The organism is Loigolactobacillus iwatensis, assembly GCF_003950295.1.
Lineage (GTDB): Bacteria > Bacillota > Bacilli > Lactobacillales > Lactobacillaceae > Loigolactobacillus > Loigolactobacillus iwatensis.
The window spans coordinates 42,557-57,130 of the sequence record NZ_RHNP01000008.1; the positions used below are offsets into that span (position 1 = coordinate 42,557).

A 14,574-nucleotide genomic window follows, 5' to 3' on the forward strand; every position below is an offset into this window, starting at 1 on the left:
TTGCAGAACCACGTCAGTGCTTTTATACTGAAGAAAACTTATTTAAAATGGCGGCTATTCTTTTTTTATTTAGCGGAAACGTATCTAGAAAGAGAGATAAAAAATGCAGATATTTGATTCACATACACATTTAAATGATCCGGCGTTTGCGGGGAAAGTACCAGAATATATCAAGCATGCTCAAGATCTAGGCGTGACAAAAATGGCAATTGTCGGCTCTGACGCAACTTTGAATCAAGGAGCACTTGATTTGGCACATCAGTATCCCAATTTATACGCCGTGATTGGTTGGCACCCAGAAGAGGCGTTGACTTATAATCAGCAAGTTGAGGATCAGTTAGTGGCGCAACTCCAGGATGACAGAGTGGTCGCCCTAGGTGAGATTGGCCTAGATTACCATTGGGATAAGGAACATCATGAACAACAACGAGCAATTTTTACTCGCCAAATTGAGCTTGCTAAGACGTTGCATTTACCAATTTCAATCCACACACGGGATGCCTTTGAAGATACTTATCAGATTTTAAAAGCGGCCGATATTCGGGATATTGGCGGAGTTATGCATAGTTTTAATGGTAACGCCGAATGGTTACAAAAATTTCTGGATCTTGGTTTAATGATTTCTTTTAGCGGCGTTGTTAGTTTTAAAAATGCACCTGAAGTGCACGAGTCCGCAAAATTAGTGCCGGCTGATCGTTTTTTAGTTGAAACGGATGCCCCATATTTAACACCAGAACCACACCGGGGCGAACAAAATGAACCAGGGTACACGCGCTATGTCGTTGCGGCAATTGCTAAATTACGGCAAGAGGAGGTTGCTACGGTTGCAGCACAAAGTTACCGTAACGCAAGCCAATTTTTTGGAGTAGTGGCCAATGGTTGAGGAAAAGATTAAAGAGATTATTGTGGTTGAAGGACGCGATGATACGCGGCGCCTACAGCAGGTTGTAAATGCTGATACGATAGAAACCAATGGCTCAGAAATAAGTGATGCTACGTTGGCCGCCATTGCAACGGCTCAAAAGCGGCGCGGTGTAATCGTGTTTACCGATCCTGATTCACCTGGAGAAAAAATTCGTAAAACAATTTCGGCTAAGGTTCCCGGTATCAAACACGCCTTTTTGTCTCAAGGGCAAGCTCAGCCGGAAAAGCATAAAAGTAGCTTAGGGGTTGAACATGCTGGCAACAAGGCCATTAAGCACGCCTTAGCGCATTTATACACGCAAATGCCCACTGCTAAGCCCATTATTTCGCGGCAAGTCTTACAGGCAATGGGATTGACGGCAGGTCCGAACGCGAAGGCCCGGCGACAACAACTGGGGAATATTTTACAAATTGGCTATACTAACAGTAAACAACTATATAAACGATTACAGTTATTTCAGATTAGTGAGGCAGAATTTGCAACCGCAATGAAACAGATTCAAGAAGATAACGGCCTAAATGAATAAAAATAGACCAAATAAAATTTAGAAGGATCATGTTTCCAGGGCACGGTTTTTGTGCTAGGAGAATGGATATCCTCCGAGAATAAGATTTTGCGGTTTGATGCAAATAGACCAAATAGAATTTAGGAGGGCCATGTTTCGACTGCACGGTTTTTGTGCTAGGAGAATGGATATCCTCCGAAAATAGGATTTTGCGGTTTGATGCAAAATAGACTAAATAGAATTTAGGAGGACAATAATGGCAGAGGATGAACGGCCGATCGGAACTCGCAGTCGTACGCGAGAAATTTTAGACACTTATGGTTTATCGTTTAAAAAAAGTCTTGGCCAAAACTTTTTAACTGAACCAGCAATTTTAAATGAAATTATTACTACGGCTGATTTAACTACGACTGATGATGTCATTGAAATCGGACCAGGAATCGGTAGTCTAACTGAACAGCTAGCGCAACGTGCTCATGAGGTTCTTGCGCTGGAAATTGATCAACGCTTGATTCCAATTTTGGCCGATACGTTGGCTGCTTATAAAAATGTAACGGTGATTAATCAAGATGTCTTAAAAAGTGATTTAGCGACACTTGTTCGTGACCATTTGGATGGGAAGCACCAGATTAAAGTAGTTGCTAATCTACCGTATTACATCACGACGCCTATTTTACTGCGGTTATTAGATAGTGATCTAGATTTCACGCAAATTGTGGTAATGATGCAGCGGGAAGTTGCGGAACGCTTGGCCGCTGATTCGGGAAACAAGATTTATGGCTCGTTAACGGTTGCCGTTCAGTACCGCATGCAGGTTGATATTGCCCATATCGTGCCAAAGACAGTTTTTGTACCACAACCTAATGTTGATTCAGCGATTGTTTCATTAACCAAGCGAACTGCTCGGGAGGAAAGTGCCAATGACTTTAAGGCCTTTTCGCGACTAGTTAAGGGAAGCTTTGCCAAACGGCGCAAGAGTCTGTGGAATAATTTATTGGCGCTTTACGGGAAGGATGAATCGACCCGTGAGCATTTGACAGCGGCTTTAAAGTCAGTTGACATTAGTCCCGGGAAGCGTGCCGAGCAATTAAGTATTACTGATTTTGTTCGTTTGGCAAACGCAATAAATTTGTAACTGGTACTAGCGAATTTATTAGGATATTTAAGTTGCAACGAAAAACGGCTTGTGGTATAATTGCAAATTTTATAAAATCGTGTTATACTAGTAATCATCTTAAGAAGAGGTGAAACGAATGCCAATTACACTAGCGAGCATTAAGGAAAATCTCGATAGCAAAGTCGGACAAAAAATGATGGTCGTTGCGCAAGCCGGACGCAAGAAAATCACTAAGCGAAAAGGAATTCTTCACGAAACTTATCCTGCAGTATTTGTTGTAGATTTAGATCAAGAAGAAAATTCTTTTGAACGTGTTTCATATAGCTATGCGGATCTTCTTACAAAGTCTATTGAAATTAAGTTCGATGATGACAAGCAAAACGTTGCATCGTAAATAATAATTTAAGTGAGTGATATTGCAGTTTGTTAGGCTGTTTGGCCTAGATCCATTAACTGCTGTTGCTTATTTTTTTTTGCCTTTTTTAATTACTGAAAGATTAGTATAATAAGAAACAAATTAAAAACGGCTGGGGGTAAAGCAATGATTACGGAGAAGGCAGCGGCCAAAATAAATTTAGGCCTAGATACACCCTTTCAATACAAAAATGGCGATCAAGAGTGGCAGATGGTGATGTCTTCCGTTGACCTTTCTGATTACGTTGATCTTACTTTGTCCGCAACTAGTCAAATTAGGGTTAATACAGATAGTGGTTTTTTGCCTGAAGATTACCGTAATCTTGCGTATCAAGCGGCCTACTTATTGCAAAAGACCTACCAGGTTACGCAAGGTGCAACGATTCGAATCAGAAAAAGGATTCCGGTAGCGGCTGGTTTGGGCGGCGGTAGTTCTGATGCAGCGGCCGTTTTGCGCGGTTTAAATCGGTTGTGGCACCTTAATTTATCCTTAACGACCTTGGCACATTTAGGGCTAAAAATTGATTCTGATGTTCCCTATTGTGTTTTTTCGCAAACGGCTTTCATTAGCGGTCGTGGTGATTTAATTCAATTACTTCCTGAATTACCCCCATTTTGGGTGGTGTTGGCTAAACCCCGGGTTAGTGTTTCCACACCAAGTATTTTGCGCGTTATTGCCTATAATGAAGAACTCAATCATCCTGAAATTAAGCAATTAGTGCAGGCAATTAAACAGAATAATTATGAAAAGATGATAACAACGATGGGTAACGTGTTGGAACCAATTACGAGTCAACATCATCCAGAAGTTCAGCCTTTAGCGGCTAAGATGCGTCAATTTGGGGCCGATGTTGTTCAAATGAGTGGCAGTGGTCCAACCATTTTTGGCCTGTGTAATAAACAATCCCGGGCCCAACACGTTTACAATAGTATGCGTGGCTTTTGCCAGGAGGTTTATCTGGTTCGCTCCTTACATTAAATCATTGATGGGATTAAATAGACTAACTACCTGTTTTTAAGTTAAATTTCGGTTAATTTCTAATTATTTCCGAACAATTTTGGCTAATTTGGGTAAATCGCTAGTTTTTTAAGAATAATATCTTTATAATGAGTAAGCAAACTTTTGAAAATGAAAATTGAGGTGTACTTATGAAGATCAGAAGAAGTGAACGGTTGATCGATATTACTCATTATTTACTGGAAAGACCGCATACGTTGATTCCGCTAACTTTCTTTGCAAAGCGCTACGAATCTGCAAAATCATCGATAAGTGAGGATTTGGGCATTGTCCGACGAACCTTTGCAACGCGGGGCACGGGGATTCTTGAAACCGTGCCTGGGGCCGCAGGTGGTGTCCGTTTTATTCCGACAATTAATGAAGAGGAAGCAAAACAATTTATTACTGAAATGACAGCACGTTTGGCCGAACAAAGTCGTTTATTACCTGGTGGCTACGTCTATTTGTCCGATTTACTGGGACAACCAGAAGTATTGCGTCAAGTTGGACGTCTAATTGCCACGCAGTACGTTGATCAAAAGATTGATGCAGTTATGACGGTTGCAACTAAGGGCGTACCTATTGCCCAAAGTGTTTCAATGTACTTAAATGTTCCTTTTGTGATTGTTCGGCGCGATTCCAAAATTACGGAAGGATCGACGGTAAGTGTCAACTACGTTTCTGGTTCATCAGAACGTGTTGAAAAAATGGAATTATCTAAGCGTAGTCTGCCTCGTGGTGCACGAGTACTTGTTGTGGATGACTTTATGAAGGGTGGCGGTACCGTTAATGGTATGCGCAGCCTGATCACTGAATTTGAGGCTGAATTAGTCGGCATAACAGTATTTGCTGAATCAACCTTTGATGGTCCGCGGGCGATTGATGATTACACAGCATTATTATCAGTTGATAAAGTAAACAGTCAGAGCGACACTATCCACGTTAAGGCGGGTAATTATTTACAACGCGCATTTAAACATTAAAGAGTTTGAGGGTGATTGAGTGGCCAGCTATTTATTTCCCATTAAAATGGCCTTACTTGTTTTTCCACCGCTTGCGTTGGTTATTACAATACCGTTCTTGGTATTACAGTATCGGCGTTACGGTGCGTTAACTTTTTGGCGTGCTTTTGTGCTGTATACATTTGTCTTTTATTTATTGTCGGCCTATTTTCTAATTATTTTACCATTGCCAACGCGGACAAGTGTGGCGCTGTTAACCACGCCAAAATATAACTTACAGCCATTAATGGTGTTTCGCCAATTCTTTGACAACACAGTATTACAGCCATTACACCCAAGTACTTATTTACCGGCCTTAAAGCAGCCAGGATTCACACAACCTTTTTTTAACCTTGTATTAACAATTCCCTTTGGCATTTACCTGCGTTATTACTTTCAACGTTCGTTAAAACAGACGATTTTACTATCCTTTTGTTTAACGCTATTCTTTGAAACCACACAGTTAACTGGTTTATATGGTTTGTACGTACGGCCTTATCGGCTATTTGACGTTGATGATTTATTAATAAACACATTAGGTGGTATCTTTGGCTATTTCTTGGCACCAATTTTTATTAAGTTATTCCCATCGTATTCAGATATGAGTATTGCTGATTCAAAAAAGGGAAAACGTGTAAGTTATACTCGTCGGTTTATTGCCTTTATTATCGATTGGGGCATTGTTTTAATGGCGACAGTTACTGGTGTTGTCGCTGTTCACCGGTTGTTGGGTATTTTCGGACTGAGACAATATCTAACTGGCATCTACATTGTGATGGTTCTTGGTTATTTCGTCTTAATTCCGTTGCTTACTAATGGAATGACAATTGGAAAATGGTTTGTCCGGATTCAAATGGTGAGTAATAAGGCCAAAGCAACGAGTATTACGGCAGGTCAATTGTTAGTCCGGCAAAGCGTTCTTTATCTGGGAATTTTACCGGTATTTGTTTACTGGTTTCCAAGAATGGCTAGGGCGGCATTACACGCACCTTACCGCCAAGTCGATTTTTATTTATTACTAACTTTGGTAACGGCTATCTTAGCTGCTGTCTTTTGTGTTCACGTTTTGGTGAGTATGTTATTTCATAATGATCGATTAATTTATGAGCGATTAAGTCACACTAAACAAATTAGTACCGTTACAGGACAGAATCGATAAAAATAATGGAAGAGGCTAGGACAAGAGTCCTGGCCTTTTCCATTATTTTCGAGCATTATTCTAGAATGTGCGCCAAAGATCCGGGTTCACGCACGTCATCCATTATCGGTTACTTGGCAGCATCTTTAGTCGTTGTTCGGTTGCCAAAGGCAAAGAGCACAGTAACCAGTAATATACTGCACACACAAAGGATGAAGACTAATTGGTAGGAGCTGGATTCAATAATTGTGGCGCCAACTAAAGGACCGACGGCGCGGCCAGCCGAAGCAAAGACGTTGACGAGACCTTGGTAACGTCCTTTTTGGCTTAAGGTCACACGTTGGTCAACGTAGGTGGAAACGGCAGGCAGAGCTAGTATTTCACCAATCGTTAGGACACCCATTGCCAAAATAAAAAGGTGGTATGATTTAGCGATTAGAAGTACGGCAAAAGACGACGCAAAAAGTGTAAAACCAAGGTACATTCTGCCGTGCAAATGTTTTAGTAAAAACTGATCAAAATAAGTTAAAATTGGTTGTAATAAAACAATTAAGATGGCGTTAAACGTCCAAAGAAGACTGTAATCTTTAACGGTCATTTGGTGAGCAACCATGTAGGCGGCAATGTTACTTTGCCACTGTTCGTAGGCCACCCAAGTAACGAATAAGGTGAATAATAGCAAAAAGATTTGGCGTTGACTACGTTTGTTGAGCACTTGATTTTCAGCCTTAGCCTTATTAATTGGATTCTTAATTGGATCAACGCGGTAGGTAATGGCAGCAACAATTAAAAATAGCGCGAATAAGCTGAATGCTAAGACAAAAATGTAAGTAATTCCGTAGGGCAAAATGAAACCGACTATCAGTGTTCCCAGGACAAGTCCTAAGTTATTCGTAAAATATAAAAGGTTAAAGACATAGCTGGCTGGTCGTCCGGCCACAACCGTTGCAAAAGAATTAATACAGGTGGCCACGATTCCGTTACCCAAACCAGATAGAATTAAGAAGAGTGGGTAAGCGGGCCAACCGTGGAAAAAGATCAGAAAACCAGTGGCAATCGTAGCCAGGCTAATACCGCAAAGCGTCGTGTAGTAACGATTCCAGCGATCAAATAAAAGGCCGCCAAGGTAATTACCAATGATCATAAATAATGAATCAGCAAATAAAACAATTCCGGCCGTAGTTAGACTTTCGTGCAAGTATTCATGCATGTAAATTGTTGTTAGTGGCCAAATAAAACTAATCCCCGTGTTGGTGATTAACGACCCTAATAGTAGCCATTTTAAACTTAGCGTCTTTTTCTGCACTGCCGATAACCTCCCAATCTTTACGGACTATTTTCGGAGGATCAGTAACGTAACCGTAGATAATGTTGTCCACAGTAGCTGCCAAGTAAGCTTGAGCCATTATTGGTATTCCCTGGGCGCTTTTTCGGACACTCCCTAGTATGAGCTTCGTGTACTTGAAGGCTCCTCCAGTCAATTATTATAACTGACTGGAGGAGCCTTCCGCTACGAAATGAAGAACATTCTCATCTGAAGCTTATTTTCAAACACACGCTTGATCGTATTTTAAAATTACTTTTGTGTAACAAAGCTAGTTTTAATTGAATTTACGTTTATATTAGGAGTTATAGATTAATTATTAAATTAAGGGAGTTTGAGGCCCATGGATTGTGCGTATTGTCAGAGGGAAGATTTTGTTTTAGAAAATGAATTAGCCGGCGCTTTTTTTGCTGATAAGCCGCGAGCAAAAGGTGATATGCTAATTATTCCTAAAGCACACGTTGAAAATTTTGTTAAGCTAAGTTCTAAGCAAAAGGCAGCAATTGATCAGTTGATTTTTTCAACCAAAAAATACCTTGATCAAAAATACCAACCAAATCATTATAATCTGGTTGTTCCCGAGGAAGATAAACTGAAGGCGTCAAAGCACCTTTACATTAATTTGGTACCGAGCTATTAAAACGATTAAGTTTGGCCTAGTACCTTGTTGCTTTAATTCTTCTAGGATATGATGAAGAGGTAAAATAATGAATTGGATAAGAATGGAGCGTTTTTAATGATGTCTCGGTACACAATAATTCTTGCGGCTGGTCAGGGCACCCGCATGAAATCTAAGTTAGCTAAGGTATTACACCCAGTTTGTGGTCGGCCAATGGTAGATCATGTTTTAACACAAGTTGAGCAGATTAATCCAGACAAAGTTGTTACGATTGTCGGCCACGGCGCCGATGAAGTTGAAACGGCTTTGGGTAAACGAACTGAGTACGTTTTACAGGCAGAACAAAAAGGTTCTGGCGATGCCGTATTGCGCGCAGAGCCAGTGTTAGGTGATCTAGACGGTATGACTTTAGTCGTCAGTGGTGATACACCGCTGCTCACCGCCAAGACGTTTGAACAACTCTTTGAGTACCATAAAGAAAAGGGTGCTAAGGCGACTGTTTTAACCGCAGTTGCGGATGACCCAACTGGCTATGGCCGAATTATTCGTAATGATTTAGGTGTTGTTGAAAAGATCGTTGAACAAAAGGACGCTAGTAAAGAAGAAGCGGCAATTAATGAAATTAATACCGGTGTTTATTGTTTTGATAACAAAACATTATTTGCTGCATTGCATGAGGTTGGTAATGACAACGCCCAAGGTGAGTATTATTTAACCGATGTTATTGGAATATTGAAACAAAAAGGTGAAATTGTTTCAGCCTTTAAAATGAAAGATTTTGAAGAATCCATGGGTGTTAATACTCGTGGGGCACTTGCTAACGCAACACGTGTCATGCAACGACGGATCAACGCCGAACATATGGCCAATGGGGTCACGCTAATTGATCCAACAACGACGCGGATCGATGTTGGGGTTAAGATTGGGGCCGACACAACAATTGAGGCTGGTGTGTTGTTAAAAGGGCAAACCGAAATTGGTGAAGATTGCTACGTTGGTTCACACTCTGAATTACGCGATGCTAAGATTGACGCTGACGTGACGATAACGAGTTCAACGATTGAAAAATCGGTTATGCATGCGCACAGTAATATCGGTCCAATGAGTCATCTTCGGCCTAACTCTGAGATTGGCGAATACGTTCATATTGGGAACTTTTGTGAAGTTAAAAATGCTCAGATTGGCGCTTACACAAAGGTTGGACACCTCACTTATGTTGGTGACGCAACTTTAGGGCAACACATCAACGTTGGTTGCGGGGTTGTCTTTGTTAATTATGATGGTTTGAATAAACACCATTCAGACGTTGGTGATTGGGCGTTTGTTGGTAGTAACGCTAATGTTGTGGCGCCGGTTAAGGTTGCCGATCACGCCTTTATTGCGGCTGGATCAACGATTACGGCCAATGTTGATTTTCACGATATGGCCATTGCACGTGCGCGGCAGGTGAACAAACCAAATTACTGGGATAAATTACCACATGAGCCAGAAAATTAGGCTTTCATGAAAATAATATTAGTTTTTTAACTGACGCTTGATTTGTTGTTGTAAATTGAATATCATTGGAACTGAGTGTTTTACTCGATAAACAGTGAATTATTTGGTGATTTGTTGAAGCGCACTAAAATTATAAATGGAGGCTCTTATGTCAGAACATTATTTTGATCCGAAGCTAAAAATCTTTGCTTTGAATTCTAATAAGCCATTAGCGGAGAAGATTGCGCAAGAAGTTGGTGTTGAATTAGGCAAAACAACTGTTACTAAGTTTAGTGATGGTGAGATTCGGATCAACATTGAAGAAAGTATTCGTGGTGATCAAGTCTACGTTATACAATCAACATCGGCACCAGTTAATGATAACCTAATGGAATTGATGATTATGATTGATGCATTACGCCGCGCATCGGCTGCTTCAATCAATGTTGTTATTCCTTATTATGGTTATGCTCGGCAGGATCGTAAAACACGTTCCCGGGAACCAATTACGGCTAAGCTTGTTGCCAATATGTTAGAAATGGCCGGAGCCACGCGAATTTTAGCTTTAGATTTACATGCGGCACAGATTCAAGGATTTTTCAATATTCCAGTTGATCATTTGATGGGAGCGCCCTTGATTGCTGACTACTTCTTAACACATGGTGTTGATAAGGATGCCGTTGTTGTTTCACCTGATCATGGTGGCGTAACGCGGGCACGTAAGCTAGCTGAATTTTTAAAGGCGCCATTAGCAATTATTGACAAACGTCGTCCGCGGGCTAACGTTGCTGAAGTAATGAACATTATTGGTGACGTTAAGGGTAAGAAGTGTATCCTGATTGATGATATGATTGATACGGCCGGCACGATTACTTTAGGTGCCCAAGCTTTGATGGATGCTGGCGCAACTGAAGTTTATGCCAGTGCCACACACCCAGTTCTTTCTGGTCCCGCGATTCAACGAATTTCTGATTCCGCAATTAAGCAATTAGTTGTGACGGATTCAATTCAATTACCAAAAGAAAAATTAATTGATAAGGTTGTCCAAATTTCGGTTGGCCCATTGATGGGTGATGCGATTAAACGGATTCACGAAAATAAGCCAGTTAGTCCATTATTTGAGAATAAATTTCATAAGGATGCTTAGCGAGTACTTGGAGAAACATTCAGATTCTGAGTACGTTTAGCCAAATCATTCCAAAATACAGGCACAAATAATTTGCATACATGACCTGGTTTGGCAATTGTGGTAAAACCGAGTTCGTATTTTAAATACTGTGTAAAATTGTTTGAAAGTACGTTCTAAGTAATTAAATAAAAGAAACAGTAAGAGGCTGGGACAAAAGTCCTAGCCTCTTACTGTTTCCGAATATTATTACCGAACGTGCGCCAAGCATCTGGACTTACGTACTAACTACAGCTAATTCAATAACCACAGTACGGTTATTGGATTAACTCGCTTGACACAGTGAACAAAAATATGGTCTTTGTTCCACTCCGTTTTCTGACAATAAATTTAAATCGATAAAATCGTATTCTTAGCGTTAATATGGTGGTGATGGGTTAGTGATCAAGGAGGAGAGAATATGTTGCTAATGTGTTTAATTATTTCGACTATCTTATTACTTGGCCTAACTCGTTATGATCGCCGCTTCGTACTTAATGGCTATCTTGTGGTTTTAATTTGTGTTTGTTTACTCTGGATGGGGTACGGGGCTAGTCCGCTCCTTTTAAAAAATATTGGTCTAATATTGATTCAGGTAGTCAGTTATTTAAGTGTTGGCGCAATTGGTTGGGGCATGCTATTTTTAAGTTACCATTTACGTTTAAGCAAACTTCAACGTTGCTTACTATTTATTGCCGGTTGTTGGTTAATTATAACGATTATTTTTAGTTTTACCAATTCAGTGGGCGTAAGGCTATCGTGGTTAATTATTGGCTATTTTGCTGTTGGTTTTGTGGCTTACATTGTGGGGACGTTACTGGATATCATTTCGTTTAAACGGCGGGCAACCCCATACCTATTAGTTCTGGGATCAGGGTTGCGCCGCGATGGCTCTGTTTCGCAAGTTTTACAGTGGCGCTTAGATCGGACAGTTCGGCTATACCGGCAACTGGCAAGCAAGCCTAAAATTATTGTTTCCGGGGGACAAGGTAGCGACGAACCCCGTACAGAGGCTGCGGCCATGGCTGAATATTTGCGGAATCAAAAAATTCCGGGAGATCGAATTATTCAAGAGACAAAAGCAACGTCAACATTTGAAAACCTTAGCTACACTAAGCAATTAATTTCTGATGATTTAACGATAATAACTAGTAATTTTCATATTTTTCGAACTGGACTCTACGCTCGTCGGCTACACATTTCTTGTCAATTAGTTAGCGCACCTACACCACCTAATTATCTGTTGTGGGGAACTTTGCGGGAATACATTGCCTTAGTTGCCATGTATCGTTGGTGGCATTTGGCCATTAGTTTTTCATTGGTTATTATTGGTGGATTTTTGCTTAGGTAACAATAATTAGGATCAAAAAAGCTGGTAGCACAGGCGTGAGATAAAAGTCGCTTTTGACGCATGTTCTAGGGTAATGCTCGGAAATAGTAAGAGACCAGGACTTTTGTCCCAGCCTCGTTACGATAACTTTTGTATTGGGTCTCGGTCGTGTTTGGAAAAAGCCTTAACTAGTTTCTCTTCGGCCAATTTAGTGGAAGCACCTTTTCAAACACTCTATGACACTTTATACTTCCTGCGATTTAACGATTTTGCTACATCATTCAGTTTTGTCTGGTGTGACACCGGGCGTGCCACTAGTTGTTGTTTCGTTGGCCAAAAGATCACGAATCTCTTTCAAATAAAGTTCTTCTTGGGTTGGTTCTGGCGTCTCTTCTTGTTCTTCATGGCCGGACATCGTTTGTACACGTTTCAGGGCTTTTATTAATAAGAAAACGATAAAAGCGATGATGATGAAATTAATAACATCGTTTAAAAATGAACCAACCTTGAATTCAGTTTGGCCAACGTTAACAACCCAACTGGATAAATCAACCTTACCAATGACTAATGCCAAAATTGGGTTGATCAGGTTAGTTGTCAATGATTTGACAATGGTAGTAAAGGCACCACCTATAATAACCCCGACTGCTAAGTCCATTATGTTACCGCGCATAATAAAATCACGAAATTCTTTTAACATACTTGCCCTCCTTGGATAACACTTATCTTATATGGAATCTATCTCTATTATACAAATAGATAACAGCAGCACAAAATTTTTGCTTAATTTCAGTAGTGATTTCTGTTGTTCAACAGAGGTTGGCTTGAAAGCTAACCCAACATAGATTAGTATGAAGCGTAGACTCTTAAAAAGTGAGGAAAATATAAAAATGATAAAAACGACCATTTACGGCTTAAGTAAGAAAGAACTTCTTCAGTGGTTCCTTGATGCCGGTGAAAAAAAGTTCCGGGCAACCCAAACCTGGGATTGGCTCTATAATAAACGGGCCGCTAGTTTTGCGGCCATGACAAATTTATCAAAGGCGACAATAGCTAAATTAACGGAGAGCTTTTCGTTCAATCCACTAACACTAGTAAAAGAAAAGGAACAACAGGCAGCAACTGACTATTCATTTCAGTTGGCAGATGGTGCCAATATTACAACGACTTTGATGCATCATGATTACGGTTTGTCTGCTTATGTTGCTAGTCAGGCCGATGACGATGATGAACGTAATTTGTCCACAGGTGAATTAGTTGCTCAGGTGGTAACTTTGCAACGTTATTTGGATGAAAAAGGGACCGATGAACGAATTAGCCATATTATGGTGATCGGTCAAGAACCACTGGCAGATCTTACGAGCGTATTAGGTTTTCTAAAAATCGTTAATGATCAAGCGGGTCTTGAAATTGGTGCCCGCCACATGACGGTGACGACTAACGGCCTAGCTGATAAGATTCAAAGGTTTGCTAATGTTGACCTTCAAGTTAACTTGGCGATTACTTTAAATGCACCTAGTAATGATTTGCGCAGTCGCTTGGTACCAACCAACCGTGACTGGAGTTTGGATAAGTTATTCAATGCGGTTCACTTTTACGTTGATCGGACTAATCGGCGAATTACGTTCCAATATGTAATGCTGAAGGACGTCAACGATCAGCCGGAAGATGCTTTACAGCTAGTTAACTTATTGAAAGATATTCATCATTTGGCTTACGTTAATTTGATTCCTTATCAAGCACTTGAGGATGATAGCCGTTACGCAGCTAGTTCACGAAATCGTCAATTAGCCTTCTTTGATGTTTTAAAGAAGCAAGGCATTAATACGGTGATCAGAAATGATTATAGTCCAGAATTAATGCTGGCCATTAAACAATTAAAGTAAACGTGATCTAAAAATAAGATTATCAATCAAGTAAAAAGCGTGGTAAGACTGAACAATTAATAGTTGTTCAGTCTTACCACGCTTTTTAAAATACTTCTTAATTAATGGTTATCAATTGGGTTAGTAATCTTCCCAAGCAGCAGCGAGTTAGTTATAATGAAAACAATTAAATAGCTTTAGCAACATAAAAACGAACACTAGAATATTAAGGAGGCTTGACCATGGCACCGGAGATTGTTTTTGGTAAAAAAGACCCAGCAATTCAGTATAAAAAACGAATTGGTGCGTATATTGTCATCCCCGATTTAAGCGAAGAAAACATTCTTGTCGTATCACCACCGAATAAAACATTTTTACTTCCTGGCGGCGGTATTGAGGCCGGCGAAGATGATACCACAACTATCTTGCGGGAACTCATTGAAGAAGTTGGTGGAACTATCACCATCAATTGTTATCTGGGCGCGGCTAGCGAATACTTTTATTCAACTTTTCGACACAGTGGCTATTATCATCCGGCTCACTTTTATTCCGGCAAAGAGTTTTCAAAAATTCAGGAACCATTGGAAGGCGACTTTAACCAGATTTCTTGGATGCCAGTTAAAGAGGCTCAGCAAAAGCTAAAACGACCAACTCATCGTTGGGCAGTTAAGCAGTGGCTTCAGCGGCCCCAAAACTAA

15 protein-coding genes are annotated in these 14,574 nt (G+C 40.4%); 13 read left to right on the forward strand and 2 right to left on the reverse strand.

What is annotated here, in order from left to right; translation table 11 throughout:
* The first annotated feature begins 103 nt into the window (after positions 1–103).
* From EKM98_RS03765 to EKM98_RS03795, 7 genes are all read left to right on the forward strand, one after another.
* Positions 104–883, forward strand: a complete 780-nt coding sequence (locus EKM98_RS03765; protein ID WP_125980652.1) for a TatD family hydrolase — start codon at positions 104–106, stop codon at positions 881–883.
* Entirely contained in the window at positions 876–1,451 is a 576-nt protein-coding gene (gene rnmV / locus EKM98_RS03770) for a ribonuclease M5 (protein ID WP_125980654.1), read from the forward strand. The genes EKM98_RS03765 and rnmV overlap by 8 nt, the downstream gene beginning before the upstream one ends.
* A gap of 235 nt (positions 1,452–1,686) precedes the next feature.
* Positions 1,687–2,565 (forward strand): 16S rRNA (adenine(1518)-N(6)/adenine(1519)-N(6))-dimethyltransferase RsmA, encoded by an 879-nt coding sequence (rsmA, locus tag EKM98_RS03775; protein ID WP_125980656.1) that lies wholly within the window; start codon positions 1,687–1,689, stop codon positions 2,563–2,565.
* Between the two features lie 118 nt (positions 2,566–2,683).
* Positions 2,684–2,941, forward strand: a complete 258-nt coding sequence (locus EKM98_RS03780; RefSeq protein WP_068225582.1) for a Veg family protein — start codon at positions 2,684–2,686, stop codon at positions 2,939–2,941.
* A gap of 147 nt (positions 2,942–3,088) precedes the next feature.
* Complete coding sequence (ispE, locus tag EKM98_RS03785) at positions 3,089–3,940, forward strand: 4-(cytidine 5'-diphospho)-2-C-methyl-D-erythritol kinase (RefSeq protein ID WP_125980657.1); 852 nt, start codon at positions 3,089–3,091, stop codon at positions 3,938–3,940.
* Between the two features lie 170 nt (positions 3,941–4,110).
* Complete coding sequence (gene purR / locus EKM98_RS03790; protein ID WP_125980659.1) at positions 4,111–4,941, forward strand: pur operon repressor; 831 nt, start codon at positions 4,111–4,113, stop codon at positions 4,939–4,941.
* A 19-nt stretch (positions 4,942–4,960) separates the two neighbouring features.
* Complete coding sequence (locus tag EKM98_RS03795) at positions 4,961–6,118, forward strand: VanZ family protein (protein ID WP_125980660.1); 1,158 nt, start codon at positions 4,961–4,963, stop codon at positions 6,116–6,118.
* A gap of 109 nt (positions 6,119–6,227) precedes the next feature.
* On the opposite strand, the gene EKM98_RS03800 is transcribed toward EKM98_RS03795, so the two are convergent.
* Positions 6,228–7,403 (reverse strand): MDR family MFS transporter, encoded by a 1,176-nt coding sequence (locus tag EKM98_RS03800; protein ID WP_125980662.1) that lies wholly within the window; start codon positions 7,401–7,403, stop codon positions 6,228–6,230.
* 361 nt (positions 7,404–7,764) lie between these two features.
* Between EKM98_RS03800 and EKM98_RS03805 the strand changes: the two genes are divergently transcribed.
* The 4 genes from EKM98_RS03805 to EKM98_RS03820 all read left to right on the forward strand — a co-directional run bounded on the left by EKM98_RS03805 (position 7,765) and on the right by EKM98_RS03820 (position 12,032).
* Positions 7,765–8,061: an HIT family protein gene (locus EKM98_RS03805; protein WP_125980663.1), complete on the forward strand. Its 297-nt coding sequence runs from the start codon at positions 7,765–7,767 to the stop codon at positions 8,059–8,061.
* A gap of 96 nt (positions 8,062–8,157) precedes the next feature.
* The gene (gene glmU, locus EKM98_RS03810; protein ID WP_125980665.1) at positions 8,158–9,537 is read left to right on the forward strand and encodes a bifunctional UDP-N-acetylglucosamine diphosphorylase/glucosamine-1-phosphate N-acetyltransferase GlmU; all 1,380 of its coding nucleotides are present in this window, start codon (positions 8,158–8,160) and stop codon (positions 9,535–9,537) included.
* Between the two features lie 148 nt (positions 9,538–9,685).
* Positions 9,686–10,663 (forward strand): ribose-phosphate diphosphokinase, encoded by a 978-nt coding sequence (locus EKM98_RS03815; protein ID WP_068281177.1) that lies wholly within the window; start codon positions 9,686–9,688, stop codon positions 10,661–10,663.
* A 439-nt stretch (positions 10,664–11,102) separates the two neighbouring features.
* A complete protein-coding gene (locus tag EKM98_RS03820; RefSeq protein WP_125980667.1) occupies positions 11,103–12,032 on the forward strand; it encodes a YdcF family protein in 930 nt (309 codons plus the stop codon).
* A gap of 256 nt (positions 12,033–12,288) precedes the next feature.
* Here the strand turns inward: EKM98_RS03820 and mscL are convergent, their stop codons facing one another.
* Positions 12,289–12,711 (reverse strand): large-conductance mechanosensitive channel protein MscL, encoded by a 423-nt coding sequence (mscL, locus tag EKM98_RS03825; protein ID WP_125980668.1) that lies wholly within the window; start codon positions 12,709–12,711, stop codon positions 12,289–12,291.
* Between the two features lie 190 nt (positions 12,712–12,901).
* On the opposite strand from mscL, the gene rlmN reads away from it, so the two are divergent.
* Entirely contained in the window at positions 12,902–13,897 is a 996-nt protein-coding gene (rlmN, locus tag EKM98_RS03830; protein ID WP_125980670.1) for a 23S rRNA (adenine(2503)-C(2))-methyltransferase RlmN, read from the forward strand.
* A gap of 221 nt (positions 13,898–14,118) precedes the next feature.
* A complete protein-coding gene (locus tag EKM98_RS03835; protein ID WP_125980672.1) occupies positions 14,119–14,574 on the forward strand; it encodes an NUDIX hydrolase in 456 nt (151 codons plus the stop codon).

What these genes read in the sequence shown, in the direction of transcription:
- EKM98_RS03765 (WP_125980652.1), top strand. Translation starts at nt 104, where the DNA reads ATGCAGATATTTGATTCACATACACATTTAAATGATCCGGCGTTTGCG.
- EKM98_RS03835 (WP_125980672.1), top strand. Translation starts at nt 14,119, where the DNA reads ATGGCACCGGAGATTGTTTTTGGTAAAAAAGACCCAGCAATTCAGTAT.
- glmU (WP_125980665.1), top strand. Translation starts at nt 8,158, where the DNA reads ATGATGTCTCGGTACACAATAATTCTTGCGGCTGGTCAGGGCACCCGC.
- ispE (WP_125980657.1), top strand. Translation starts at nt 3,089, where the DNA reads ATGATTACGGAGAAGGCAGCGGCCAAAATAAATTTAGGCCTAGATACA.
- mscL (WP_125980668.1), bottom strand. Translation starts at nt 12,711, where the DNA reads ATGTTAAAAGAATTTCGTGATTTTATTATGCGCGGTAACATAATGGAC.
- rnmV (WP_125980654.1), top strand. Translation starts at nt 876, where the DNA reads ATGGTTGAGGAAAAGATTAAAGAGATTATTGTGGTTGAAGGACGCGAT.
- EKM98_RS03815 (WP_068281177.1), top strand. Translation starts at nt 9,686, where the DNA reads ATGTCAGAACATTATTTTGATCCGAAGCTAAAAATCTTTGCTTTGAAT.
- purR (WP_125980659.1), top strand. Translation starts at nt 4,111, where the DNA reads ATGAAGATCAGAAGAAGTGAACGGTTGATCGATATTACTCATTATTTA.
- rsmA (WP_125980656.1), top strand. Translation starts at nt 1,687, where the DNA reads ATGGCAGAGGATGAACGGCCGATCGGAACTCGCAGTCGTACGCGAGAA.
- EKM98_RS03805 (WP_125980663.1), top strand. Translation starts at nt 7,765, where the DNA reads ATGGATTGTGCGTATTGTCAGAGGGAAGATTTTGTTTTAGAAAATGAA.
- EKM98_RS03780 (WP_068225582.1), top strand. Translation starts at nt 2,684, where the DNA reads ATGCCAATTACACTAGCGAGCATTAAGGAAAATCTCGATAGCAAAGTC.
- rlmN (WP_125980670.1), top strand. Translation starts at nt 12,902, where the DNA reads ATGATAAAAACGACCATTTACGGCTTAAGTAAGAAAGAACTTCTTCAG.
- EKM98_RS03820 (WP_125980667.1), top strand. Translation starts at nt 11,103, where the DNA reads ATGTTGCTAATGTGTTTAATTATTTCGACTATCTTATTACTTGGCCTA.